The following is a 24,804-nucleotide window of genomic DNA, read 5'->3' as shown; positions in this document are numbered from 1 at the left end:
CGTTAACCCTTCATCAGATTGATGTCTTCGACCGCAATCGACCCGCGATTACGGAAGAACACCACCAGCACCGCGAGACCGATGGCGGCCTCCGCGGCAGCTACTGTCAGCACCAGCAGCGCGAAAACCTGTCCCACGATGTCGCCGAGGAATGCCGAGAACGCCACGAGGTTGATGTTCACGGCGAGCAGGATGAGTTCGATCGACATCAGGATGACAATGACGTTCTTCCGGTTCAGGAAGATGCCGAGAATGCCGAGCGTGAACAGGATCGCCGCGACGGCGAGATAATGACCGAGACCGATCGTCATTTCACCCACTCCCCGGAATCCGCATCCTGCAGGCCCTGCCCAACCGCAACCTTGCGCACGTCCATCGCAGCCGCCTTGGTGCGGGCGTTTTGGACATTGATGTCCTGACGCTTCACGCTCGGCTTGTGCCGCAGCGTGAGCACGATGGCGCCGATCATCGCGACCAGCAGCACGAGGCCCGCAAGCTGGAAGTACGGCAGATACTTCGTATAGAGCACGAGGCCGAGCGCCTCGGTGTTGGTGACGCCGCCCGGGATCGGAGCCGTGATCGCTTTCGCAATATTCGGGTTCAAAACCCACCCGCCCGCGACCAGCAGCAATTCGGCAAGGAACACCGCGCCGATCAGAAGCCCGAACGGCAGATATTCGATGAAGCCCTGACGCAACTCTGCGAAATCCACGTCCAGCATCATGATGACGAACAGGAACAGCACCGCGACCGCGCCGACGTAAACGACCACAAGGATCATCGCGAGGAATTCCGCGCCGAGCAGCATGAACAGCCCGGCCGCGTTCACGAACGCGAGGATCAAGAACAGCACGGAGTGAACCGGGTTCCGCGAGGTCACGACCATGACCGCGGACGCCACGCACACGCCGGCAAACAGATAAAAGAAGAGCGCGGGACCGATCATACTCTCACCTCACCGGTACGGCGCATCGAGTTCGATATTTTTCGCAATCTCGCGCTCCCAGCGGTCACCGTTGGCGAGCAACCTCGCCTTGTCATAATAAAGTTCCTCGCGCGTTTCCGTCGCGAACTCGAAATTCGGCCCTTCGACGATGGCATCGACCGGACAGGCTTCCTGGCAGAGACCGCAATAGATGCACTTCACCATGTCGATGTCGTAACGCACCGTGCGGCGGGTGCCGTCGTTACGGCGCGGGCCAGCCTCGATGGTGATGGCCTGCGCCGGGCAGATCGCCTCGCACAGCTTGCAGGCGATACAGCGCTCTTCGCCGTTCGGATAACGGCGCAGCGCATGCTCGCCGCGGAAGCGCGGAGAGATCGGTCCCTTCTCGAAGGGATAGTTCAGTGTCGGCTTCGGCTTGAAGAAGTAACGCATGGCGAGGACAAACGCCGAGACAAACTCTTTCAGCAGAAGCGAATTGGCTGTGGATGCTATGCCCATGATGCCCTCACTTCGGCGCCAGGTTGGCGAACTGCAGCACGCCCGCGACGATGATCACCATCGCCAGCGACAACGGAAGAAACACTTTCCAGCCCAGCCGCATGAGCTGGTCGTAGCGGTAGCGCGGCACAATCGCCTTCGCCATCGCGATCAGGAAGAACATGAAGAACAGCTTCAGCGCGAACCAGATCACGCCCGGCACCCAGGTAAACGGCGCGAACGGGATCGGCGACAGCCAGCCGCCGAGGAACAGGATGGTCGCCAGCGCGCACATGGTGCAAATCGCAACATATTCGCCGAGCATGAACAGCAGATACGGCGTCGAGCCGTATTCGGTCATGAAGCCCGCGACCAGTTCGGATTCCGCTTCCACGAGATCGAACGGCGGACGGTTGGTTTCCGCCAGCGTCGATACGTAGAACACCACGAACATCGGGAATAGCGGCAGCCAGTACCAGCCGAGAATGCCGAGCTTGGTATCCTGAGCGGCCACGATGGCGCTGAGATTCAGCGAACCGACGCACAGCAGCACAGTGATGATCACGAAGCCGATGGAGACTTCGTAAGACACCATCTGCGCGGCAGAACGAAGCGCGGCGAGGAACGGATACTTCGAGTTCGACGACCAGCCGGCCATGATGATGCCGTAGACCGAGAGCGACGAGATCGCGAAAATGTAGAGCACGCCAACATTGATGTCGGCGATCACCCAGTTGAGATTGACCGGGATCACCGCCCAAGCCGCCAGCGCCAACACGCAGGTGACCAACGGCGCGAGCAGGAACACGGCCTTGTTAGAGCCATCCGGAATGGTCGGCTCTTTCAGCACGAACTTGAGCAAGTCGGCGAAGGATTGCAGCAGGCCCCAAGGACCCACCACATTGGGGCCGCGACGGATCTGCACAGCCGCCCAGATCTTGCGGTCGGCCAGCAGGATGTAGGCAATCGCGACCAGCAGCACCACCAGCAGCAGCACACTCTGCGCCGCGATGATGATGAGCGGCCACAAATAGCCGGTCCAGAGTTCGCTTGCGAAAAACTCGGTCATCGGGTCACGCTCACTCCGCCGCCGTCAGCATCCGCCCGGAGGCGAGTCTGGAACATTCGGCCATCACCGCGGAGGCCCGCGCGATGGGATTGGTCAGATAGAAATCCTCGATCGGGCTCTTGAACGCGCCCTTCTCGACCGAGCCGGCACGCACCGCGAGCGCCTTCACGCCCGCCGCATCGCCGGCCTCGATCTGGTCAATCCGCATCAGGTGCGGCACGGCCTTGAACAAGGCTTGACGCAATTGCGCCAATGAATCGAACGGCAGCTTTTTGCCGACCGCTTCGGACAGCGCACGGATGATCGCCCAATCCTCGCGCGCGTCACCCGGCGGGAACGCAGCGCGGTTGGCCATCTGCACACGGCCTTCGGTGTTGACGTAAATGCCGGTCTTTTCGGTATACGCCGCACCCGGCAGTATGACGTCGGCGCGGTGCGCGCCCTTGTCCCCGTGCGTTCCGATATAGACAACGAAGGTGCCGTCCGCCGGGCTGACCTCGTCAGCGCCGAGCGAGAACAACACATCGAGCGTGCCGAACGTGCTCATCTGCGCCACGGTCAACGTGCCTGCACCCGGCGCAAAGCCGATATCCAGCGCGCCGACCTGCGAGGCGGCCTTCTGGAGAACCGCGAAGCCGTTCCAGCCGTCCTTCACCGCGCCGAAGTCCGATGCGAGCTTTGCGGCCAGCGCCAGCACAGCCGCGCCGTCATGACGGGCGGCGACGCCCGCGCCGACCAGCACGATCGGATTCTTTGCGTTCTTCAGCACGTCGGCGAACGAGTGCTTGCCCGCGGCAAGATCGCTCAACGTCTCGGCGCCTGCACCGAGATGCTCATAGTCATAGGTCAGATCGGCATTGTCGCCGATGAGGCCGACCTTGAGTGCACCCGAGCGCCAGCGCTTGCGGATGCGTGCATTGAGCACGGACGCTTCCTTGCGCGGATTGGAGCCGATGATCAGCAGCGCATCGGCCTGTTCGATCCCCGCAATGGTCGGGTTGAAGATGTAGGACGCGCGTCCGGCCTTCGGATCGAAGGCTGCGCCATCCTGTGTCGCGACATTGTTCGATCCGAACCGCGCCAGAAGCTCCTTGAGTGCGTACATGTCTTCGACTGCGGCAAGGTCGCCGGCAATCGCGCCGATGCGCGGACCGTGAAGCGACGAGGTCTTTGCAGCAATCGCCGCGAATGCTTCGGACCACGATGCCGCCCGCAGCTTTCCGTTCTCGCGAATGTACGGCCGGTCGAGACGCTGCGTGCGCAGGCCATCGACGATGTGGCGCGTCTTGTCGGAGATCCACTCCTCATTCACGTTCTCGTTGACGCGCGGCAGAATGCGCATCACTTCGCGGCCGCGCGTATCGACGCGGATATTGGAGCCGACCGCATCCATCACGTCGATGGACTGGGTCTTGCCGAGTTCCCACGGACGCGCGGCAAACGCATAAGGCTTCGAGGTCAGCGCGCCCACCGGGCAGATGTCCACGAGGTTGCCCTGCAGTTCGGACGTCAGTGCGGTCTGCAGATAGGTCGTGATTTCGACGTCCTCGCCGCGGCCGGTCAGGCCCATTTCCGGCACGCCGCACACTTCGGTCGAGAAGCGAACGCAACGCGTGCACTGAATGCAGCGGGTCATCGAGGTCTTCACCAGCGCGCCGAGATACTTGTCTTCGACTGCGCGCTTGTTTTCGGCGAAACGGGTGGTGTCCACACCGTAGCCCATTGCCTGATCCTGCAGATCGCACTCGCCGCCCTGATCGCAGATCGGGCAGTCGAGCGGATGGTTGATCAGAAGGAACTCCATCACGCCTTCGCGTGCCTTCTTCACCATCGGCGACCTGGTGAATATCGCAGGCAGTTCACCGTTCGGACCCGGCCGCAAGTCGCGCACGTTCTGCGCGCACGATGCAACAGGCTTCGGCGGACCGCCCTTCACTTCGATCAGGCACATGCGGCAGTTGCCGGCGATGGACAGACGTTCGTGATAGCAAAACCGCGGAATTTCAGCGCCCGCCGCCTCGCACGCCTGAAGCAGCGTGTATTCGGCCGGAACATCGATCTCTTTGCCGTCGACGAGAATTTTGGTCATCGTATTACTCCGCCGCGACCATGTGGAATGGATCGAGGACGCCCTGATCATCCAGCGTGGCCTTGCGCGTGAAATCGTCGATGCGCCGTTCGATCTCTGGACGGAAGGCGCGGATCAAGCCCTGGATCGGCCACGCCGCCGCGTCGCCGAGCGCGCAGATAGTGTGACCCTCGACCTGCTTGGTGACCTCAAGCAGCATGTCGATCTCGCGCTTGTGGGCGCGGCCCTCGACCATGCGCGACAGCACGCGCCACATCCAGCCGGTGCCTTCGCGGCACGGCGTGCACTGGCCGCAGCTCTCATGCTTGAAGAAGTAGGAAATACGCGCGATGGCCGCGACCACGTCGGTCGACTTGTCCATCACGATCATGCCGGCGGTACCGAAACTCGACTTCACCGCGCGGGTGCCATCGAAATCCATGATCAGGTCCTGACAATCCGCAGCGGGGATCAGCGGACACGATGCGCCGCCGGGAATGATCGCCAAAAGATTATCCCAGCCGCCGCGAATGCCGCCACCGTGCTTCTCGATCAGTTCGCGGAAGGTCACACCCATCGCATCTTCAACGACACACGGCGTGTTCACATGACCTGAGATGCCATAGAGCTTGGTGCCGACATTGTTGGCGCGACCAATCGACGAGAACCATGCCGCGCCACGGCGCAGAATGTCCGGCGCTACCGCAATCGACTCCACGTTGTTCACCGTGGTCGGGCAACCATACAGACCGACATTCGCCGGGAACGGCGGCTTCAGGCGTGGCTGACCCTTCTTGCCTTCGAGGCTTTCGAGCAGCGCAGTCTCCTCGCCGCAGATGTATGCGCCCGCGCCGTGATGAACATAGAGATCGAACGGATAGCCGTGGACGTTGTCCTTGCCGATCAGCTTGGCTTCATAGGCCTGATCGACCGCGGCTTGCAGATGCTCGCGCTCGCGGATGAACTCACCGCGCACATAGATGTAGCAGACATGCGCGCCCATGGCGGCGCTGGCGATCAGACAGCCTTCGACGAGCAGATGCGGATCGTGCCGCATGATCTCGCGGTCCTTGCAGGTGCCGGGCTCTGACTCGTCGGCGTTGACAACGAGATAGCTCGGACGGCCATCGGCATTGTCCTTCGGCATGAAGGACCATTTCATGCCGGTCGGGAATCCCGCGCCGCCTCGGCCGCGCAGGCCGGACGCTTTCATCTCATTGACGATCCAGTCACGGCCCTTGTCGATGATCGCTTTGGTGCCATCCCACGCGCCGCGCGCACGCGCGCCCTTCAGGCCCCAGTCGCCCTGGCCGTAGAGATTGCGGAAGATGCGGTCCTTGTCGTCGAGCATGATCGCTACCTTAAGACCCCGAACGCTTGGATTGCTGATACGCCAGACCCGCCGCCATGACGCCGAAGCCGATGGCCCAGAACACGGCGGACTGAAGTTCGGTTTTCAGGATGTAGAAGTTCAGCACAAAGATGAACACCGCCGCGCAAACGGCATGAAACGCCATGTGCTTGATCAGATCTGCGCTCATGAAGCACCTTTCGGTGGCTTGGCTGCATCGTCCGATTTAAGCGACGTGAACCCGCTGGCCGGCGCGGCGAACTGACGGTCGATCTGCGGGCCGGGCTTCGGCGGATTGCCCGACGCAAAACCGTCGAGAACCTTGTTCAGACTTTCGGGCGTCAGGTCTTCGTAGGTGTCCTTCCAGATCATCACCATCGGGGCGTTCACGCAGGCGCCGAGGCACTCGACCTCCTCCCACGAGAAATTGCCGTCAGCCGAGACGTGGAACGGATCGTGATGGATGCGGCTCTTGCAGACCTCGATCAGGTCCTTCGAGCCACGCAGCATGCACGGCGTGGTGCCGCAAACCTGCACATGGGCCTTCTTGCCGACCGGCTCGAGCTGGAACATCGTGTAGAAGGTCGCGATTTCGAGCACGCGGATATACGGCATGTCGAGGAGATCCGCGACCGCACGGATCGCGACTTCCGAGACCCAGCCTTCATGCTGTTCCTGCACGCGCCACAGGATCGGGATCACCGCAGAGGCCTGACGGCCGGGCGGATACTTCGCAATCTGCGCTTTCGCCCATTCCAGATTCTCCGCGGTGAACGCGAAGCTGGTGGGCTGCACTTCTTTAGGGGCCAAACGGCGAACGGCCATCGTTAAATCTTTCGGTCTTTCATTGCGCCACTTCCTTAAGTCGTCATGGCGCGGCGCGCGTTGCCAGAATTCATGCTGTAGATGCGCTGTTCCCAAAACGCGCTCGACGTTGCGAACACGTTGTAGCCAACATGCGAAGCCACCTTGATGCGATCGAGCGTCGAGAGCTTGGTCAGTTCCTCGAACCGGTCCGTCGCCGGATCGTGGATGATCGCTTTCATCGGCGTCTGTTCGAGGATGTAGCGCGACACGCTGTGGGTCGGATCGTTGCCATGCTCCTCGCAGACCACGACCGAATCCGTTTCCAGAATGCGCTTGCCGCCCTTCATGGCGTCGATCTCGACGCCTTCGACGTCCAGCTTGATGATGTAGCGGCCCTGCGCCGGAATCTTGCCGTCCTCGATCAGGTTATCGAGCGCCAGCACCTGCACTTCCTCGCCACCGTCTTCCGGAGCGCCGGCGATGCTGAATGCTTCGTGACGATTGCCCGACAGACGCGCGGTGCCGCGTGCTGAACCGATCGCGGCGTTGATCGCCTCGAACCGGCCGCCATTGATCTTCGCATTGTGTGCAAGGCGCGGATAATTCCGCGATGACGGCTCCATCGCAATGGACGGGCGCGCGCCGAACCGCTGGCTGGACACCATCACCGACCAGTAGCCGTAATTCGCGCCGCAATCGATCAGCGTGTAATTGACGTCCCTGGAATCGAGCAGGAACAGCTCAAGCTCGTCCTCATACTTGAAGGTGCGGTTGAGCAGCTTGCTCCAGTACCCGTCTCCATACGGAAACGAGAACGCGGCATCCTGATTGAGCATGACATTGATGTCGCGCTCGGACAGAAACAACGCCTTCAGAAGATTGGCGGCGCTGTTGTAGCCGCGATGGGACATGTAAGCGCCGACCTTCGAGCCCGCGAGCAATGCAAAGCCGATGGTGCGCTCCCAGGGAGACGCACCGGTCATCTCACCGGTAGTGCGGTCAAAGATGATCGGCTGCTGCGCCATCAGCGATCCACCTCGCCGAACACGATGTCGAGTGAACCCAGAATGGCGGAGACGTCCGCAAGCAGATGTCCCCTGCAGATAAAGTCCATCGCCTGAAGGTGAGCGAAGCCCGGCGCGCGGATCTTGCACTTGTAGGGCTTGTTGGTGCCGTCGGCGACCAGGAACACGCCGAATTCACCCTTGGGCGCTTCCACCGCGGCATAGACTTCGCCGGCCGGAACGTGGACGCCTTCCGTGTAGAGCTTGAAGTGATGGATCAACGCTTCCATCGAGCGCTTCATCTCGCTGCGGCGGGGCGGCGCGATCTTGTTATCGTCGACGACAACCGGCCCCTGCCCTTCGGGCGCGCGAAGTTTCTCGATGCACTGCTTCATGATGCGCACGGACTGGCGCATTTCTTCCATGCGGATGCAGTAGCGATCGTAGCAGTCGCCGTTCTTGCCGATCGGAATATCGAAATCCATTTCGTCGTAGCACTCGTAAGGCTGCGACTTGCGCAGATCCCACGCAGCACCCGAGCCGCGCACCATCACGCCGGAGAAGCCCCATTCCCACGCCTGCTCGAGCGTCACAACGCCAATGTCGACGTTGCGCTGCTTGAAGATGCGGTTGTCGGTGAGAAGCGTTTCGAGATCGTCCACGACCTTGAGGAACGGATCGCACCACGCCTCGATGTCGTTGATCAGCGCGGGCGGCAGGTCCTGATGCACGCCGCCGACGCGGAAGAACGCCGCATGCATGCGCGAGCCGGATGCGCGCTCATAGAACACCATCAGCTTTTCGCGCTCTTCGAAGCCCCAGAGCGGCGGCGTCAGCGCGCCGACGTCCATCGCCTGCGTGGTGACGTTGAGGAGATGCGACAGGATGCGGCCGATCTCGCAATAAAGCACGCGGATCAACTGGCCGCGGCGCGGCACCTGAATGCCGAGCAGCTTTTCCGCAGCCAGGCAGAACGCATGCTCCTGATTCATCGGCGCGACATAATCGAGCCGGTCGAAGTAAGGAATCGCCTGCAGATAGGTCTTCTGCTCGATCAGCTTTTCGGTGCCGCGATGAAGCAGACCGATGTGAGGGTCCACGCGCTCGACCACTTCGCCGTCAAGCTCCAACACAAGGCGCAACACGCCGTGCGCCGCCGGATGCTGCGGGCCGAAGTTGATCGTGAAGTTGCGCATGCCGGTCTGTTCGGCGTTGAGAACCTCGCTCATCAGCCACCTGCCTTTGGTGCTGGCGCCGACGCGGGCGCAGCGGCCTTCTCGTCGCCCGGCAGCGCGTAGTCAGCGCCTTCCCATGGCGAGAGGAAATCGAACTTGCGGAATTCCTGATTGAGCCGCACCGGCTCATAGACGACGCGCTTCTCGGCGTCGTCGTAGCGAACCTCGACGAAACCGGTGAGCGGGAAATCCTTGCGCAGCGGATGGCCGTCGAAACCGTAGTCCGTGAGCAGACGGCGCATGTCGGGATGACCGACAAAAATCACGCCATAGAGATCATAGGTTTCGCGCTCGAACCAGTCCGCGCCGGGAAACACGCCGATGATCGACGGCACCTGCGTCGTCTCATTCGCTTCGCCGGAGAGGCGAATGCGCGCGTTCAGCACCGGTGACATGAAGTGGTAGACCACGTCGAAACGGTTCTCGCGGCCGGGATAATCCACCGCGGTCACGTCCGTCACATTGACGAAGCGGAAGCGCGGATCGGTCTTCAGCACACGCACGATGTCGACGATCTTCGAGAGGTCGACCGAGATCGCAAGCTGGTTGAACGTCACCGCGTGTCCGAGAGCCGCGCCGGGCAGCGCGGCCACGATCGTCTCACCAAGTGCGTTGAGTTTCGCGTCGTCCATGTGTGCTTACCGTTCGCAGCCTTACCGTTCAATGGTGCCGGTGCGCCGGATCTTCTTCTGCAGCAGCAGCACGCCATAAAGCAGCGCTTCCGCCGTCGGAGGACAACCCGGAACATAGATATCGACAGGCACGATGCGGTCGCAGCCGCGCACCACCGAGTAGGAATAATGATAGTAGCCGCCGCCATTGGCGCACGACCCCATCGAGATCACGTAACGCGGCTCCGGCATCTGGTCGTAGACCTTACGGAGCGCGGGAGCCATCTTGTTGGTCAGCGTGCCGGCGACGATCATGACGTCCGACTGGCGCGGCGAAGCGCGCGGTGCGAAGCCGAAACGCTCGACGTCATAGCGCGGCATCGACCCCTGCATCATCTCGACAGCGCAGCATGCGAGGCCGAACGTCATCCACATCAGGGAGCCGGTGCGCGCCCACGTAATGAGATCGTCAGCCGCCGCAACGAAGAAGCCCTTGTCGGACAGTTCGCTGTTGATCTCGAGGAAATACCTGTCGTCCGCGCCGACCGGCTGGCCGGTGCGCGGGTCGAGAATCCCCGTAGCCGCCTGCGAGACTGCGGGCTGCATGATCGAAGGCGCCGTGTTCGGGCTCAATCCCATTCCAGCGCTCCCTTCTTCCACTCATAGGCGAAGCCGATGGTCAGCACGCCGAGAAACACCATCATCGACCAGAATCCGGCGAGGCCGAGTTTGCCGAACGCGACGGCCCACGGAAACAGGAAGGCGACTTCCAGATCGAAGATGATGAAAAGAATGGCGACCAGGTAAAACCGGACGTCGAATTTCATGCGCGCATCGTCGAAAGCATTGAAGCCGCACTCATAGGCGGACAGCTTTTCCGGATCGGGCTGCTGATAGGCGACGATGAAAGGTGCAATCAGCAGCGCAAGACCGATCACGGTCGCAACACCGATAAACACCACAAGTGGCAGATAGTTCTGCAAAATTCCGCCCATCGGCGACCCTTATGCTGTCGGCTTTGTTCCGGGGATTCGCGGAACATTGGAATGGTTCGAAGGGATAGCGCAGCGCAACACGCAGGGCAAGACAAGCTATTTTTATTGCTCGGGATTTCGTCAAATTCGGCATAGCGCCATGCGAACCACGCGGGAGCGCCCCTTAGAAGAGGGCCCGCGCAGTCACATTACCCGTGCGCAAAGGCGCCGATCACGCCCCCGTTCCGGCCGGCCGAACCGGCAATCACGCCGTGTCGCAGGCCTCTGTCAGGCCAGCAATCGCGCGATTTCCTTGCCGCACTCGACCGTGTTGGCCTTGCCGCCCAAGTCGCGGGTGCGCCGCTTTTCATCGGCCAGCACGGTTTCGATGGCCGTCACAATGGCCTTGCCTGCTTCCGGCTCGCCGAGATGATCCAGCATCATCGCCGCCGACCAGATCTGACCCACCGGATTGGCAATTCCCTTCCCGGCGATATCCGGCGCGGAGCCATGAACCGGCTCGAACAGCGAGGGAAACTTCCGTTCCGGATTGAGACTGCCGGAGGGCGCAATGCCGATGGTGCCGGTGCAGGCCGGGCCGAGGTCCGACAGGATATCCCCAAACAGGTTGGAGCCGACCACCACATCGAACCAGTCCGGATGCAGGACGAAGTGAGCGGCCAGAATATCAATATGATACTTGTCCCACTTCACGCCCGGATAGGCCTTTGCCATCTCCTCCACGCGCTCGTCCCAATACGGCATCGTGATCGAGATACCGTTGGATTTCGTGGCTGAGGTCAGGTGCTTCTTGGGGCGGCTTTGCGCAAGCTCAAAGGCGAACTTCAGGATCCGGTCGACGCCGGTGCGCGACATGACGCTTTCCTGAATCACCACCTCGCGGTCGGTCCCCGGGAACATCCGCCCGCCGATGGATGAATACTCGCCCTCGGTGTTCTCGCGCACGACAAAGAAGTCGATATCGCCGGGCTTGCGGCCCGCCAGCGGCGATTGCACGCCGGGCATCAGGCGAACGGGACGCAGGTTCACATACTGGTCGAACTCACGGCGAAACTGAATCAGTGATCCCCACAGGGAAATGTGATCCGGCAGGATCGACGGCATGCCCACCGCACCGAAGAAAATTGCGTCATGACTGCCGATCTGCGCCTTCCAGTCATCCGGCATCATCTTGCCGTGCTTCTGATAGTAATCGCACGATGCGAAATCGAAATCGTCCAGTTCGAGTTTGAAATTGAACTTCTTCGCCGCCGCTTCCAGCACCCGAATCCCTTCGGGCACGACTTCCTTGCCAATCCCGTCACCAGGGATCACAGCCAGTCGGTATTTGCGGTTGGTTCCGGGATTGTTGGCGGACATGTTGTGTGTCTCATTGATGGTGGGCTGGGCGTCCGAAGCGGACAGCCATAGCCATACAAGAGAGCACGTTCCCGCCAAAGGACTCAATTCCCGGCGGCCAGCCCGCTGGAGTCTGGAACAGACACAGCCCCGCAGTGACACCGGATCGCGACCCCGGGCCTAAGCACTTGAAATAATGTGATGATCTTTGAAGTGGCGCGAGAGACGGGGCTCGAACCCGCGACCTCCGGCGTGACAGGCCGGCGCTCTAACCAACTGAGCTACTCCCGCAAAGACCGCATCAGCGGGCTGCAGGGTCCCGGACTTAAAGGTGCTGCACTGCCAAGTCAAGCGCAGCCTCTCTGGCGCCGACATCGCCTGCCCGGTCCCGTCGCTTTTCTGGAGTTCGATTCCCGATTTCCCTTAAAAATAGTCATTTCCGGCTTGTCGATTCAAAAAAGGCGCTATTTACGGGCAAAACTCGTGTGCAGACCGGCTCCGAATCAAATAAGCCCTGATTTATCGGAAGTTCTTCACACTGCGACCCACGAGGAGGCCCAAAATGGCTAAGAAAGCAGCGACCCCAGCGACCATCACCCTGAAGCACCTTGCCGCGGCCCTGGCCGAAGAACACGAGTTGTCGAAGAAGACCGCCGAAGCGATTCTGACCGACCTCGTCACCAAGATCACCAAGCACCTCAAGAAGGGCGAGCGCATCCGCATCGTCGGCCTCGGCATCCTTCAGGTGCGCAAGCGCGCCGCCCGCATGGGCCGCAACCCCGCCACCGGCGAAGCGATCCAGATCAAGGCCAGCAAGAAGGTCGCCTTCCGCGCTGCCAAGGAATTGAAGGAAGCTGTCTGATACCGGCCTTTCCGGCGTGACTGCCAAAACGCCATCCCGCTCCGCGGGGTGGCGTTTTTCTTTTTGTGGTGGCGCGTTTACATTTCTGGACTAAGACGCATTGTGTTTTTCCGTTCTTGCCTGCGCTTGCCGTCACCCTGAGGTGCCGTAGCGAAGCGAAGGCCTCGAAGGGCGACGGCGCGACCACTATGGTCGCTCATCCTTCGAGGCTCGCCGCAAGTGCGGCTCGCACCTCAGGATGACGGAGCAAAGTATTGGCAATCGAGTTCACCCACACCGTCCTCGACCGCTTCCTGCGTTACGTGCGAATCGATACGCAGTCGGATGCGTCATCCCCCACCTGCCCTTCCACCGAAAAGCAGAAAGACCTCGGCCGCCTGCTGGCCCAGGAGTTGCGCGATCTCGGCCTTACCGACGCGCATATGGACGAGCACGGCTATGTCTACGCCACGATCCCGGCGAACACCGGCAAGATCGTGCCGGTGATCTGCTTCTGCTCGCATATGGACACCTCGCCGGATTGCACCGGCAAGAATGTCAAACCGCAGATCGTCAAAAACTATCGCGGCGGCGACATCGTGCTCCCTGCTGATCCGACGCAGGTCATCCGCGCAGCCGACAATCCGGCGCTGGCCGAACAGATCGGCAGCGACATTGTCACCACCGACGGCACCACGCTGCTCGGCGCGGACAACAAGGCCGGCGTTGCCGAGATCATGGACGCGGCGCAGATTCTGCTCGCCAATCCGCAAGTGAAGCACGGCGCGATCAAGATCCTGTTCACACCGGATGAGGAAATCGGCCGCGGCGCCGACAAGGTGGACCTGAAGAAGCTCGGCGCCGATTTCGGTTATACTATCGACGGCGAAAGCGCGGGCCATCTCGAAGACGAGACATTCTCGGCGGACGGCGTCACCATCTCCATCCAGGGCGTCAGCATTCATCCCGGCTTTGCCAAGGGCAAGATGGAGCATGCGCTGAAAATCGCGTGCCGGATCGTGGACCGGCTGCCGAAAGACCTTGCGCCGGAAACCACCGAAGGCCGCGAGGGCTTCCTGCACCCGGTCGGGCTCGAAGGCGGCCTCGACAGCGCAAGTCTCTCGCTGATCGTGCGCGACTTCACCGAGCAGGGACTGCATTACAAGGAAAGCCTGCTTGAAGACATCGTGCGCGACGTCATCAAGGACTTTCCGCACTCGACCTACACATTCGAGGTGAAGCAGCAGTACCGCAACATGAAGGAAGTGCTCGACCGTCATCCCGAGGTGGTCGAATACGCGCTTGAAGCGATCGGACGTGCAGGCCTTCAACCGGTGCTGAGCAGCATTCGCGGCGGCACCGACGGCTCGCGCTTGTCCTTCATGGGACTGCCCTGCCCGAATATCTTCGCCGGCGAACATTCCTTCCACTCGCGTCTCGAATGGGTCAGCGTCCGCGACATGGAGGCTGCGGTCCGCACCATCGTCAACCTTGCAGCGATCTGGGAAGAAAAAGCATGAGTCGGCTATTCAAACACCTCGGCGCAGGTTGTGTCGTTGCGCTCCTTGCCCTGACGAATGCGAAGGCCCAGGATCAGCGCTTCGACATCACCGTGACTGCCGATGCCACGAAAACCAACGGCAGTCCGTGGGATGGCGTGCCCCGGCTCGGCAATTCAAAGATCAATCTCAATGCCGCGCCGGATATCGCGGTCTGTCTCGTGCGCGCCAACGCAAAACCGGACTGCCTGTGGAAGCCGCAGGGACGCCGCCTGCTCTCGCAATGCCAGAACGCATGGGCCTGCAAGTTCGATAATATCGCTCTCGGGCCGCTGCCGATCGGCCTTGTGTTTGTCGATATCGACGCGCGCAATCACGACATCATCGACCTTGTCATGCTCACTGACAGGGACGACGCGAAGGCCAACGACGAGATCGCGGACTCGCTGCGCACCGCCATGAGCGTGCTGACGCCGCACCGCTCCGAGGATACCAAAGAACATCTCGTCCGCGCCGCGAAATTGCTGCCCCTCGCCGACTGCACAGGCGGCAAGCCATGCCGGCTGACGCAGTCGCAATTTGTGCTGACGAAGAGATAGGTTTGGACTTACCCCCGCATCCTTAGCTGCAGCATCGGCAGCACCTCGTAGCGTGCGCCGATGTTGGCCTTGATCATCGGGTCTTCAGCGATAATGGCGCGCACATCGTCGGCGCTTTGGTTATCGGCCATCTGAAACAGCGACATGCCCCAGCCACCGGCGGGATCGGCCACGGGGCCGTGGGCGACAACGCCGCCCTGCTCCAACATGGCCTGCAGGAACTCGCCATGCGCTTTCATGAGCTGCTTCTGCTCGGGCGTCATGGTCTTGAGGAAATCCGGCCCCGGAGGAACGAAACGGCACAGGAAATACTTCATCGGACACTCCGCCCTGACAGCAGTGAGGTGAAAGCGTTCGCGATGAATAGGCAGCCAACATGGCGGCGGCGTGACGGCGCCGCTGCATGGATGGTAGGCGGCGAGAGATTCGAACTCCCGACCCTCTCGGTGTAAACGAGATGCTCTAACCAGCTGAGCTAGCCGCCCGTCCAGACCTGTATGTGCCCTGCCACGGCCTCCGGCGCAAGCCATTCGGACAATTAGGCCGAACCTTTGGCGCGACAGGGTGACCCAAACGAAAACGGCGCCCCGAAGGGCGCCGTTTCCTTGTCATCAGTTCATTCGCTCAGTGCGCGGTCAGGCCGCCAGCAGCTTCGTCCGCGTCGGGCTTCGGAAGCACCTTGGTGTCCTCTTCCCACACGATGGGAGTCGGAACACGAACCAAGGCCTTGGCCAGGACTTCGTCCATCCGCGAGACCGGGATGATCTCCAGGCCACCCTTGATGGCGTCGGAAATCTCCGTGAGGTCCTTGGCGTTGTCTTCCGGAATGAAGACCGTCTTGATGCCGCCACGCGCGGCCGCAAGCAGCTTCTCCTTCAGACCGCCGATCGGCAGCACCCTGCCCCGCAGCGTGATCTCGCCGGTCATGGCGACATCGTGCCGGATCGGGATGCCGGTCAGCACCGAGACGATGGAGGTCGTCATCGCAACACCGGCCGACGGACCATCCTTCGGCGTCGCGCCTTCCGGCACGTGCACATGGATGTCGCGACGATCGAACAGCGGCGGCTCAATGCCATAGTTGATCGCCCGCGAGCGGACGTAGGACGCAGCAGCCGAGATCGACTCCTTCATCACGTCGCGCAGGTTGCCGGTCACCGTCATGCGGCCCTTGCCAGGCATCATGACACTTTCGATGGTCAGCAACTCGCCGCCCACCTCGGTCCACGCCAGACCCGTCACGACACCGACCTGATCGTCGGTCTCGATGGAGCCGTAGCGGAACTTCGGCACGCCGAGATATTCCTCGACCACAGCCGCCGTCACCTTCACCGTCTTCTTCTTCGAGATCATGAGATCCTTCACCGCCTTGCGGGCGAGTGTCGAAATCTCACGCTCGAGGTTACGCACGCCCGCTTCGCGGGTGTAGCGGCGGATCAGGAACTGCAGCGCCTCGTCGTCGATCGACCATTCCTTCGAGTTCAGGCCGTGCTTGGCGATCGCTGCCGGGATGAGATGCTTGCGGGCGATCTCAACCTTCTCGTTCTCGGTGTAGCCGGCGATGCGGATGATCTCCATGCGGTCCATCAGGGGTCCGGGAATATTGAGCGTATTCGCGGTCGTGATGAACATCACGTTGGAGAGGTCGTAATCCACCTCGAGGTAGTGATCGTTGAACGTCTGGTTCTGCTCGGGGTCGAGAACCTCAAGCAAAGCCGACGACGGATCGCCGCGGAAGTCCGCTCCCATCTTGTCGATCTCGTCCAGCAGGAACAGCGGGTTCGAGGTCTTCGCCTTCCGCATCGACTGGATGATCTTGCCGGGCATCGAGCCGATATAGGTGCGGCGGTGTCCGCGGATTTCCGCTTCATCCCGCACGCCGCCCAGCGACACGCGCACGAACTCACGTCCGGTCGCCTTCGCGATCGACTTGCCAAGCGAGGTCTTGCCGACGCCCGGAGGGCCGACAAGGCACAGGATCGGTCCGGTCAGCTTGTTGGCGCGGGACTGCACGGCGAGATACTCGACGATGCGGTCCTTGACCTTCTCAAGCCCGTAGTGATCACTGTCGAGCACTTCCTGCGCGGCAACGAGGTCCTTCTTGACTTTGGACTTCTTGCCCCACGGAATCGACAACAGCCAGTCGAGATAGTTGCGCACGACCGTTGCCTCGGCTGACATCGGAGACATCTGCCGCAGCTTCTTCAGTTCGTGCTGCGCCTTCTCACGGGCTTCCTTCGAGAGCTTGGTCTTGTTGATCTTCTCTTCGAGATCAGCAAGTTCGTCGCGACCTTCGTCGTCGCCGAGCTCCTTCTGGATCGCCTTCATCTGCTCGTTGAGATAGTACTCGCGCTGGGTCTTCTCCATCTGGCGCTTGACGCGCGAGCGGATCTTCTTCTCGACCTGCAGCACCGAGATCTCGCTCTCCATCAGGCCCATCACCTTCTCCAGGCGCTGGGAGACGGACAGTGTTTCCAGGATGGTCTGGCGGTCGGAAATCTTGACAGCGAGATGCGAGGCCACGGTGTCCGCCAGCTTGGCGAAATCCGTGATCTGCTGAACGACGCCCACCACTTCGGCGGAAATCTTCTTGTTCAGCTTCACATAGCTTTCGAAATCGGAGATCACCGAACGCGACAGCGCTTCCGCCTCGACGCTCGTGGCATCGAGATCGGCGAGAGCCGTGACGCTGGCTTCGTAGAATTCGGCGCGGTCGGTGTACTTGCCGGCCTTGCCGCGCTCGAGACCTTCCACCAGCACCTTCACGGTGCCGTCGGGAAGTTTCAGGAGCTGCAGCACACTGGCGAGCGTGCCGATCTCGTAAATGGAATCGGGCGCCGGATCGTCGTCGGACGCATTCTTCTGCGTCGCGAGGAAAATCAGCGCGTCATTCTTCATGACCTCTTCAAGCGCCTTGATCGACTTCTCGCGGCCGACGAACAGCGGCACGATCATATGCGGGAAGACGACGATGTCGCGAAGCGGCAGCACCGGATAGGAGTGGCTTTCGCCGTGAACGATATTTGGCCGAGGCTTTGAGGCAGTTGTCATGCCCATCATCCTTTTGTTGCGCCCCCTTGCACGCAATCCGCCGATCTGACGCGAATGCCACAAGGTGCCTTGTGTACCGGGTAAAGAAGAGCTCTCTTGAGCCAATGGCCGTGGTGAACGGCCTCTCCCTGCCCGGGTCTTGTGTCGCGACTCGGAAGACTTTCCTTTCGCAGCACACCATTAGGTGGCTATGGCGCAGGGGGGTGTCAAGGGAGCCAAAAACCCCTGTGAATCGGGGTTTTTCTCACGTCTCGCAAGAAGCGAAAAGGGCCGCCGATGGTATCGGCGGCCCTTTTCCGTAGAGCATCTCTAAGGTTCCGGCGTCCGCGCTCACGCGCTGGCGCTGGTCTCCGTCGCCCGGTCGGTCCGGTCGGCATAGATGTAGAGCGGACGCGCCGTCGCCTCGACCACTTCGCGCGAGATGACGACTTCCTCGACGCCTTCGAGACCCGGAAGATCGAACATGGTTTCGAGCAGAATGCTCTCGAGGATCGACCGCAACCCGCGCGCGCCGGTCTTGCGCTCAATGGCCTTGCGGGCCACCGCGCCAAGCGCCTCATCGGCGAACGTCAGCTCGATATTCTCCATCTCGAACAGCCGCTGGTACTGCTTCACCAGAGCATTCTTCGGCTCGACCAGAATCTTCTTCAGCGATGCCTCGTCCAGGTCTTCAAGCGTCGCCACGACCGGCAGACGCCCGACGAATTCCGGGATCAGGCCGTACTTGAGCAAATCCTCCGGCTCGACCTCGCGGAAGATTTCGCCGGTGCGGCGGTCTTCCGGTGCGAGCACCTGAGCAGCGAAGCCGATCGAGGTGGTGCGGCCACGGCCCGAGATGATCTTCTCGAGACCCGAAAAAGCACCGCCGCAGATGAAGAGGATGTTCGTTGTGTCCACCTGCAGGAACTCCTGCTGTGGATGCTTTCTTCCGCCTTGCGGAGGAACGCTAGCCACGGTGCCTTCCATGATCTTCAGCAACGCCTGCTGCACGCCCTCGCCCGACACGTCGCGGGTGATGGACGGGTTGTCAGACTTGCGCGAAATCTTGTCGATTTCGTCGATGTAAACGATGCCGCGCTGCGCGCGCTCGACGTTGTAGTCGGCAGCTTGCAGCAGCTTCAGGATAATGTTCTCGACGTCCTCACCGACGTAACCGGCTTCGGTCAGCGTCGTCGCGTCGGCCATGGTGAACGGCACGTCGAGGATACGGGCGAGCGTCTGCGCGAGCAGCGTCTTGCCCGAACCGGTCGGACCGATCAGCAGGATATTCGACTTCGCAAGCTCAACATCGTTGTGCTTGGTCTGATGGTTGAGGCGCTTGTAGTGGTTGTGGACCGCGACCGAGAGCACCTTCTTGGCGTGCTGCTGACCGATCACGTAGTCGTCCAGAACCTTGCAAATTTCCTTTGGCGTCGGAATGCCGTCGCGCGACTTCACCAGCGAGGACTTGTTCTCCTCGCGGATGATGTCCATGCACAGTTCGACGCATTCATCGCAGATGAAGACAGTCGGTCCAGCAATGAGTTTGCGGACTTCGTGCTGGCTCTTCCCGCAGAACGAGCAATAGAGAGTGTTCTTTGAATCGCTCGTACCGACCTTGCTCATTCCTGTCTCCGTCCGCAGCTCGATCTCTTAAGGGGTCGCCCCATCCCGGCACACACCGGAACGGTGTGTAGATAGGGGCAAGAAGCGTACCAAAAAAGACCCGTAACCTCAGATACCACCCGAATCAGGGCTCAATCGAATCCCGATCCATGGTCCCTAGCCAACCATGGTGACACCCGACTATCAAGAATTCGCTAATCGCCCAACCACTCAACTCCGTGATCTTGGCCCAATTTTGCGCGTTTTCAGGCGATCGGGACACCGAATTCATCCCAGCGTTGCGGGAATGACACGCGGTTTTGACCTGCGGAACTTCACGGGTATCGGCTGCGGGACAGTTATGTCCCCAGAATGCCCTTGAGGCCCGCATATATCGACCCGGCGGCTGTGGACAAGATGCCGAGCAACGGGCCCACTGTCTTGATCAAATCCTGGATAATTCTGGCCCGGCGCCGGAGTTCGTCATCGCCGACATAGGGACCGAGCAGTTTCGCCACCCGATAGGCGGCGGCATTGGGCTTGTCGCCCTGTGACAGCGAACTGGCGACCAGCCGCAGGATCAGAATGCCGAGAATGTTTCCGGTCAGGAACGCCAGCGCGATACTGGCCGAATATTCCAGCACCTCGCGCCATTCGATCCAGGATGCAGGCAGGATCGGAACATGGTCGTTCAGGCCCGTCACCGTCAGCATGCAGAGTACACTGAGCAGCGCGGTGGCTACTCCAACGATGATAGCGCCCCGCCATCCAACCTTCTGGATGGCATAGATCGCGACACCGAATGGCAGCGGGATCAGAACCGACGCGATGCGCAGGTAGAGCGGCGACACGTTCAGCACGATAGTGATGATGACATGCGCCGCGACAAGCAGGATTGCCGGAATCAGAATGTAGGCGATGCTGTGAAGGGCGAACGATCTGACCGGATGCCGCCTTCGATAAAGACGAGCGCTGACATTGTCGAATTCGCGGCGGATGGTCTCAAGATCGGCGACAATGCCTTCAATCTCGCGAAGCACGGGGCGCACCAGACGAAGGTCACGCGAGCAGTGCTTGCACACCAGCGCCTCGTCTTTCACCTTCTCGGCGCAGAACGGACACTCCATCAGTTTCGCCGCAATGAGAGACGTTGACCCCGCCGCAGCGCCTCGAGCTCGGCCTTCGCCTGCGCCAGTTCCTCAGCGGCCTGCGCGCGCTTGCGGATGAGATCATCCCGCTCCGCGATCAGCGTTTCCGGGATCGTGACGTCGCGCGAACACGAACTGCAGACGAGCGCCTGCGAAACGAGTGGCTGCGCGCAGAACGGGCAATCGGGCGGCATGCCGCGCGCTCAGGGCGCGACTTTGAGGGTAAAGCTCGTCGTCGCCGTGCGCCCGTCCGAGTCCTTCACGTCGACACGGATCAGGTGATCGCCCGCCGGCAATTCGGCATCGGGCATGTCGATCCCGTCCGGCTTGATGAAGGGCTTGAGGCGTGGCGTTAGGTCAACGGACGGGGTCTTGACGTAAGTCACCTTCAGCGAGTCCGTGTCGATCTTGGCGCCGCCAAACGACTCGAACTTCAACTGCAGCCGCATCGGCGATTTCGCCGGATCCGCGGCGCTGACATAGGCGACCTTGGGCCCGCGCGTAATTCCGCGCGTCGCGACACCGACAGCGCCCTTCGCCGGCGGCAGCTTGGCTTCATCGGCGGAAATCAACACAGTTCCGGCGCTGGCCGGCATGCCGGCGATCAGGGTGAATCCAGTTGCCAGAATGGCGGCTGTCAAAAGCGACCGTTGCATTCTCAAATCTCCTTCCGCGCAATGCCCTGTTCTATCGTATGGCGGGACCGTCCGAAAGACTCGTCCTTGCGCGTCCTTAACGGCCGCCACCGTCTCCGATAATGGAATACGGCGCCCAGAACAGCGGATGCGCGTAGGCAAATTCGGTCTTGCCGTCAGCGCCGAGATAGCCGGGGCCGTCCGCAAGCGCCATCATCGCCTGCCGCAGCGCCTCGCCACGGGTCAGCTTCGGATCGGCGGCCTGCCGTTTGAACAGATCGGTCACGAGTTCCCGGGCGGACTGTGAATGCACCGACCAGTTCGTCACCAGCAGCGCGCGGGTGCCTGCATAGAAGAACGCGCGGCCAAGGCCCGATGCGGCTTCAGCCCCCGCGCCTGCCCCAGCACCCGTGTTACAGGCGGACAGCACAACCCAGTCGGCGTCGAGCTTCAGCGACAGGATTTCCTCCATCGTGAGCAGGCCATCGCCGTCGGAATCCGACACGCCTGGCGCGGACAGCGCCAGCGCGGGCTGCGTCAGGCCGTCCAGTTCGCCCGGCACGAGACCATGGGTCGCGAAGGCGACAATCTTGAACCCCGAAAGGTCCATCGACTTGACCTTCTTCTCGTTCGCATCCTTGCCGAGATTGAGAACCTTGGTCGGGTCCGCTTGCAGGGCCAGCGCGATGGAGGTCAACTCATCCGAGGTGTCCGGCAGCCGCGGCAACTGACCGAGCTGCACACTGTCGACGCCCTCAAGCTGAGGACTGTTGCGACGCTTGAGCGGCACGCCCCGCGTAACGTTCGACGCATCGGCGACCTGCATCGGCTTGTCTGTCTTCGCCGCATCGTCGGCCTGCTCCTTGCTGAAGTACGGATCGCCGAAGGCGACCAAATCCTGCCGGGAGTCCTTGCCGGCCGGCAGCTTGCGCAGGGTCTGCAACGCCGCCGCGGACGGGACCAGCGTGACCGCATGGGTCCGCGCCAGCCACGGCACATTCCGGTAGCTGGAAAAAAGCGGATCGTCGTCGGTCTTCACCTCCGCTGCCGCCGTCGGCAGCAATGACAGCGGCAGCAGGCCGAGCGCACCGTTCGTGACCACGATCAGACTCTTCGCCGGCTTCCAGCCGCTTTCGAGCGGCCGCAGCAGATCGTCGTAAAGCTGCGACGCAAGTTTCAGATCGAACGCAGGGATATCCGAGATCATCGCCGCCTTCGGCTCCAGCGCATCGCGCAGCTTGGTCACCGTCGTGTTCAGATCGCCCAGCGTCATCTTGAGGCGGGCGAACTGCACCGGCGCGCCCTTGCGCACCACCCAGACAAAGCTGTCGAAACGGCCGAAATAGAACGAGAGCAGCGCCTCGTCATCGGAGAGCTGCTTTTGCAGATCGCCGGCATTCGGCGGCGGCGGGTTCACCAGATTGCCGTAGTCCGGAAACTTCTTCGCAATCTCGCTCATGGTCTGATTGCGCGACGCCTGCAGCGCGGCGATTTCCGCCTGCGTGGTCTTCAGGGCCTTCTCCTCGCGTTCGGCAGGCGGCAGCGTCAGCAGGTTATTCAATGTCGCGACCGCAGCGCCGATCCGCTTCTCGGTGTCCTGTGACGCGCGCATCAGTTTAGCAAGTTCTGGATTGCTGGTGGAGGCCCGCGCCGACGAGGCCTGCAGCGCACGCTGCACCGCCTGCCCGCGCAGCAGGTCCGCGAAGGCAAAGGTTTCTTCCGCGACATTCGGCGGCGCCGCTGCGGGATTGAGCGCCAGCGTGCGCAGATAGCCCTCGATGACGAACCGTGTACGGCCTTCGCGCGCTGCAGCCGTGGAGCCGCTGTCGTCATCGCTGCCCCCGACGGTGGTCTGCAGGACTGGAATGGATTCCTTGAAAGCCTGCAACGCCTCGGCCGTCCGGCCCTTGCGCGCCAGCGTCACGGCGTAATAGCCGCGCGACACCGCGGTATTGAGGCTCTTGTCGCCGGAGCGCGCCTTCTCGCGCTCATAAGAGCGCTGCGCAATCTCCAGCGCGTTGTCGTAGTTGCCTTGGGTCAGCATGACCGAGACACGCGCCAGTCCGCCGCTGATGCGTTCGCGGCGCTCCGGCTCCCATTTCGCGGTCCAGACATCTATCTGATCGTAGAGTTTGGTCGCCTCGTCGTACTTGCGCTCGAGATTCAGGATCTGCGCGAGGAAAACATTGGCGTTGACGATCTGGTTGGAGTCGTCGCCATAGCCGAGACCTCTATAAATCTCGACCACCTGACGCTGAAGCTGCTCGGCCTCGGCGTAACGTCCCTGCTCCTGGATCACGTAGACGAACACGGCGAGGATTCCGGCCGTATCGGCATGGAATTTTCCGGACTTGCTGAGGCGGCTGAGAAGAGCGCGGCGAACATCGGCCTCACCCTCGCCAACACGGCCCTGCTTGACCTTCGTGCGTCCCTCAAAGGCCGTGGCCCAGTCGACAAACCGCTCCATCTCGCCTTCGGCGGGCTTGCTCTCCCATTTCGACATGGTCGGGATGGCGTTGGCATAGAACACCGCCGACTTGTGATATGCGGCTTCTGCATCGGCGTATCGGCCCCGCGCTTCCGCAACGCGCCCGATGCCGTCTTCCAGCGTCGCCTGCCAGACCATGCCGTAAGTCGGGAATATCGGCCAGCGCCGCGCCTCGTTCATCAGGCTGCGATTTCGCGCGACATAGGACTCAGCCACATTCACGTCACCGGACTGCAGCGCGAGAATCGTCAGCGCGTTATGCAGGCTGAACAGGCGGCCCTTTCCCCCGCTGGAGAATGCGGCGACCTGCTTGTTGTACATCGCCATGGCGCGTTTGCGCTCACCCTTCTCGCGCAAGCGGTGGATCAGGAAACTCTCATGACGGCTCACGACATTCTGGTAATCGTCGCCTTTGCTGTGGGTGACTGCGAGTTCGGCATCGGCCAGAGCCTCGTTGCTGCGGCCGAGAAGCGTTCGCGCCTGCCCGCGCTTGTAATGAAACGCCGCAAGCTCGCTGCCCTTCAATCCGGCAGGCACCGGGGCGCCGGCGGTTGCGGTCAATTCCGCGATCTTCGCCGGGTCCGGCTTCTGCTGGTCGAGAATGGCCGTGATGTCGGACACCGTGCGCGGCGGCGCGACCAATGGCACATTGCCTTTGGCCAACGCTGCTGCGCCCGCGGCAATGTCTTCCTTCTTCGGCGCAGAGACCTTCGCAGCATCGAACAGTGCTGCCGTCGGCATCTTCGCTCTGATGCACGGCTGCACAGCGGCGCGCGCCCTGGCGAAGCACCTCTCGTGATCGCCCCCGCTCCCTCTGCACGCCTGATACGTTGGCCTGCCGACCGAGGCGCGACACTGCTCAAGGGCCGCTTCCTTGTTGAAGGCGAAGGCTTCCGGGCTGGCAGCGACCGCTGCAAGAAAAACGAAAATTGCGGCGATGCCGCTTCGTGCGCCCGTTGTCATGGCCTGCTCCCGGTCATCATCATTGCCACCGAAACACGGTGTGACCGGAGCGCAATGGGATGCCGTCCAAAAAGAAAGATCGAAAATAGACGGGC

24 protein-coding genes and 2 tRNA genes are annotated in these 24,804 nt (G+C 61.5%); 3 read left to right on the top strand and 23 right to left on the bottom strand.

Annotated features, from left to right (window positions below; genetic code table 11):
• Window positions 1-2: 2 nt before the first annotated feature.
• From nuoK to HMPREF9696_RS03555, 15 genes are all read right to left on the bottom strand, one after another.
• The gene (nuoK, locus tag HMPREF9696_RS03625) at window positions 3-311 is read right to left on the bottom strand and encodes an NADH-quinone oxidoreductase subunit NuoK (protein ID WP_002711592.1); all 309 of its coding nucleotides are present in this window, start codon (window positions 309-311) and stop codon (window positions 3-5) included.
• The gene (locus tag HMPREF9696_RS03620; protein WP_002711591.1) at window positions 308-946 is read right to left on the bottom strand and encodes an NADH-quinone oxidoreductase subunit J; all 639 of its coding nucleotides are present in this window, start codon (window positions 944-946) and stop codon (window positions 308-310) included. Before HMPREF9696_RS03620 ends, nuoK begins: the two co-directional genes overlap by 4 nt.
• 9 nt (window positions 947-955) lie before the next feature.
• Window positions 956-1,444, bottom strand: coding sequence for an NADH-quinone oxidoreductase subunit NuoI (gene nuoI / locus HMPREF9696_RS03615; RefSeq protein ID WP_002711590.1), 489 nt, complete (start codon window positions 1,442-1,444; stop codon window positions 956-958).
• A gap of 7 nt (window positions 1,445-1,451) precedes the next feature.
• Complete coding sequence (gene nuoH / locus HMPREF9696_RS03610; RefSeq protein WP_002711589.1) at window positions 1,452-2,492, bottom strand: NADH-quinone oxidoreductase subunit NuoH; 1,041 nt, start codon at window positions 2,490-2,492, stop codon at window positions 1,452-1,454.
• Between the two features lie 10 nt (window positions 2,493-2,502).
• A complete protein-coding gene (gene nuoG, locus HMPREF9696_RS03605; protein WP_002711588.1) occupies window positions 2,503-4,581 on the bottom strand; it encodes an NADH-quinone oxidoreductase subunit NuoG in 2,079 nt (692 codons plus the stop codon).
• Window positions 4,582-4,585: 4 nt separating this feature from the next.
• The gene (gene nuoF, locus HMPREF9696_RS03600; protein WP_002711587.1) at window positions 4,586-5,911 is read right to left on the bottom strand and encodes an NADH-quinone oxidoreductase subunit NuoF; all 1,326 of its coding nucleotides are present in this window, start codon (window positions 5,909-5,911) and stop codon (window positions 4,586-4,588) included.
• 10 nt (window positions 5,912-5,921) lie between these two features.
• The gene (locus HMPREF9696_RS03595; RefSeq protein ID WP_002711586.1) at window positions 5,922-6,101 is read right to left on the bottom strand and encodes a hypothetical protein; all 180 of its coding nucleotides are present in this window, start codon (window positions 6,099-6,101) and stop codon (window positions 5,922-5,924) included.
• Window positions 6,098-6,736: an NADH-quinone oxidoreductase subunit NuoE gene (gene nuoE, locus HMPREF9696_RS03590; protein ID WP_002711585.1), complete on the bottom strand. Its 639-nt coding sequence runs from the start codon at window positions 6,734-6,736 to the stop codon at window positions 6,098-6,100. Before nuoE ends, HMPREF9696_RS03595 begins: the two co-directional genes overlap by 4 nt.
• Before the next feature lie 35 nt (window positions 6,737-6,771).
• Window positions 6,772-7,743, bottom strand: coding sequence for an FkbM family methyltransferase (locus HMPREF9696_RS03585; RefSeq protein WP_002711584.1), 972 nt, complete (start codon window positions 7,741-7,743; stop codon window positions 6,772-6,774).
• Window positions 7,743-8,951, bottom strand: coding sequence for an NADH-quinone oxidoreductase subunit D (locus HMPREF9696_RS03580; protein WP_002711583.1), 1,209 nt, complete (start codon window positions 8,949-8,951; stop codon window positions 7,743-7,745). The genes HMPREF9696_RS03585 and HMPREF9696_RS03580 overlap by 1 nt, the downstream gene beginning before the upstream one ends.
• Window positions 8,951-9,589, bottom strand: a complete 639-nt coding sequence (locus HMPREF9696_RS03575) for an NADH-quinone oxidoreductase subunit C (protein WP_002711582.1) — start codon at window positions 9,587-9,589, stop codon at window positions 8,951-8,953. Before HMPREF9696_RS03575 ends, HMPREF9696_RS03580 begins: the two co-directional genes overlap by 1 nt.
• Before the next feature lie 21 nt (window positions 9,590-9,610).
• Entirely contained in the window at window positions 9,611-10,201 is a 591-nt protein-coding gene (locus HMPREF9696_RS03570) for a NuoB/complex I 20 kDa subunit family protein (protein ID WP_174309473.1), read from the bottom strand.
• The gene (locus tag HMPREF9696_RS03565) at window positions 10,198-10,563 is read right to left on the bottom strand and encodes an NADH-quinone oxidoreductase subunit A (protein WP_002711580.1); all 366 of its coding nucleotides are present in this window, start codon (window positions 10,561-10,563) and stop codon (window positions 10,198-10,200) included. The genes HMPREF9696_RS03570 and HMPREF9696_RS03565 overlap by 4 nt, the downstream gene beginning before the upstream one ends.
• Window positions 10,564-10,830: 267 nt before the next feature.
• Window positions 10,831-11,922 (bottom strand): tartrate dehydrogenase, encoded by a 1,092-nt coding sequence (locus tag HMPREF9696_RS03560; protein WP_002711579.1) that lies wholly within the window; start codon window positions 11,920-11,922, stop codon window positions 10,831-10,833.
• A 193-nt stretch (window positions 11,923-12,115) separates the two neighbouring features.
• Window positions 12,116-12,192, bottom strand: a tRNA-Asp gene (locus tag HMPREF9696_RS03555).
• A 271-nt stretch (window positions 12,193-12,463) separates the two neighbouring features.
• Here HMPREF9696_RS03555 and HMPREF9696_RS03550 point away from each other — a divergent pair.
• The 3 genes from HMPREF9696_RS03550 (at window position 12,464) to HMPREF9696_RS03540 (ending at window position 14,840) form a co-directional block, all read left to right on the top strand.
• Window positions 12,464-12,763: an HU family DNA-binding protein gene (locus HMPREF9696_RS03550; protein WP_002711578.1), complete on the top strand. Its 300-nt coding sequence runs from the start codon at window positions 12,464-12,466 to the stop codon at window positions 12,761-12,763.
• Between the two features lie 254 nt (window positions 12,764-13,017).
• On the top strand, window positions 13,018-14,262 hold the full coding sequence (gene pepT / locus HMPREF9696_RS03545) for a peptidase T (RefSeq protein ID WP_002711577.1): 1,245 nt from the start codon (window positions 13,018-13,020) through the stop codon (window positions 14,260-14,262).
• Complete coding sequence (locus tag HMPREF9696_RS03540; RefSeq protein ID WP_002711576.1) at window positions 14,259-14,840, top strand: hypothetical protein; 582 nt, start codon at window positions 14,259-14,261, stop codon at window positions 14,838-14,840. The genes pepT and HMPREF9696_RS03540 overlap by 4 nt, the downstream gene beginning before the upstream one ends.
• Before the next feature lie 8 nt (window positions 14,841-14,848).
• Here HMPREF9696_RS03540 and HMPREF9696_RS03535 read toward each other — a convergent pair whose 3' ends face one another.
• From HMPREF9696_RS03535 to HMPREF9696_RS03500, 8 genes are all read right to left on the bottom strand, one after another.
• Entirely contained in the window at window positions 14,849-15,157 is a 309-nt protein-coding gene (locus HMPREF9696_RS03535; protein WP_002711575.1) for a YciI family protein, read from the bottom strand.
• A 91-nt stretch (window positions 15,158-15,248) separates the two neighbouring features.
• Window positions 15,249-15,325, bottom strand: a tRNA-Val gene (locus HMPREF9696_RS03530).
• Window positions 15,326-15,464: 139 nt separating this feature from the next.
• Window positions 15,465-17,891 (bottom strand): endopeptidase La, encoded by a 2,427-nt coding sequence (gene lon / locus HMPREF9696_RS03525; RefSeq protein WP_002711574.1) that lies wholly within the window; start codon window positions 17,889-17,891, stop codon window positions 15,465-15,467.
• A gap of 330 nt (window positions 17,892-18,221) precedes the next feature.
• Window positions 18,222-19,496, bottom strand: coding sequence for an ATP-dependent Clp protease ATP-binding subunit ClpX (clpX, locus tag HMPREF9696_RS03520; RefSeq protein ID WP_002711573.1), 1,275 nt, complete (start codon window positions 19,494-19,496; stop codon window positions 18,222-18,224).
• 338 nt (window positions 19,497-19,834) lie between these two features.
• Complete coding sequence (locus HMPREF9696_RS03515; RefSeq protein WP_002711572.1) at window positions 19,835-20,602, bottom strand: YybS family protein; 768 nt, start codon at window positions 20,600-20,602, stop codon at window positions 19,835-19,837.
• Window positions 20,602-20,817, bottom strand: a complete 216-nt coding sequence (locus tag HMPREF9696_RS03510; protein ID WP_002711571.1) for a hypothetical protein — start codon at window positions 20,815-20,817, stop codon at window positions 20,602-20,604. Before HMPREF9696_RS03510 ends, HMPREF9696_RS03515 begins: the two co-directional genes overlap by 1 nt.
• A gap of 9 nt (window positions 20,818-20,826) precedes the next feature.
• Window positions 20,827-21,279 (bottom strand): hypothetical protein, encoded by a 453-nt coding sequence (locus tag HMPREF9696_RS03505; protein ID WP_002711570.1) that lies wholly within the window; start codon window positions 21,277-21,279, stop codon window positions 20,827-20,829.
• Between the two features lie 76 nt (window positions 21,280-21,355).
• Window positions 21,356-24,709 (bottom strand): CHAT domain-containing protein, encoded by a 3,354-nt coding sequence (locus HMPREF9696_RS03500; RefSeq protein WP_002711569.1) that lies wholly within the window; start codon window positions 24,707-24,709, stop codon window positions 21,356-21,358.
• Window positions 24,710-24,804 lie beyond the last annotated feature (95 nt).

This window comes from Afipia clevelandensis ATCC 49720, assembly GCF_000336555.1.
Taxonomy (GTDB): Bacteria; Pseudomonadota; Alphaproteobacteria; order Rhizobiales; family Xanthobacteraceae; genus Afipia; species Afipia clevelandensis.
This window is presented reverse-complemented; position numbering and strand designations above follow the sequence as displayed.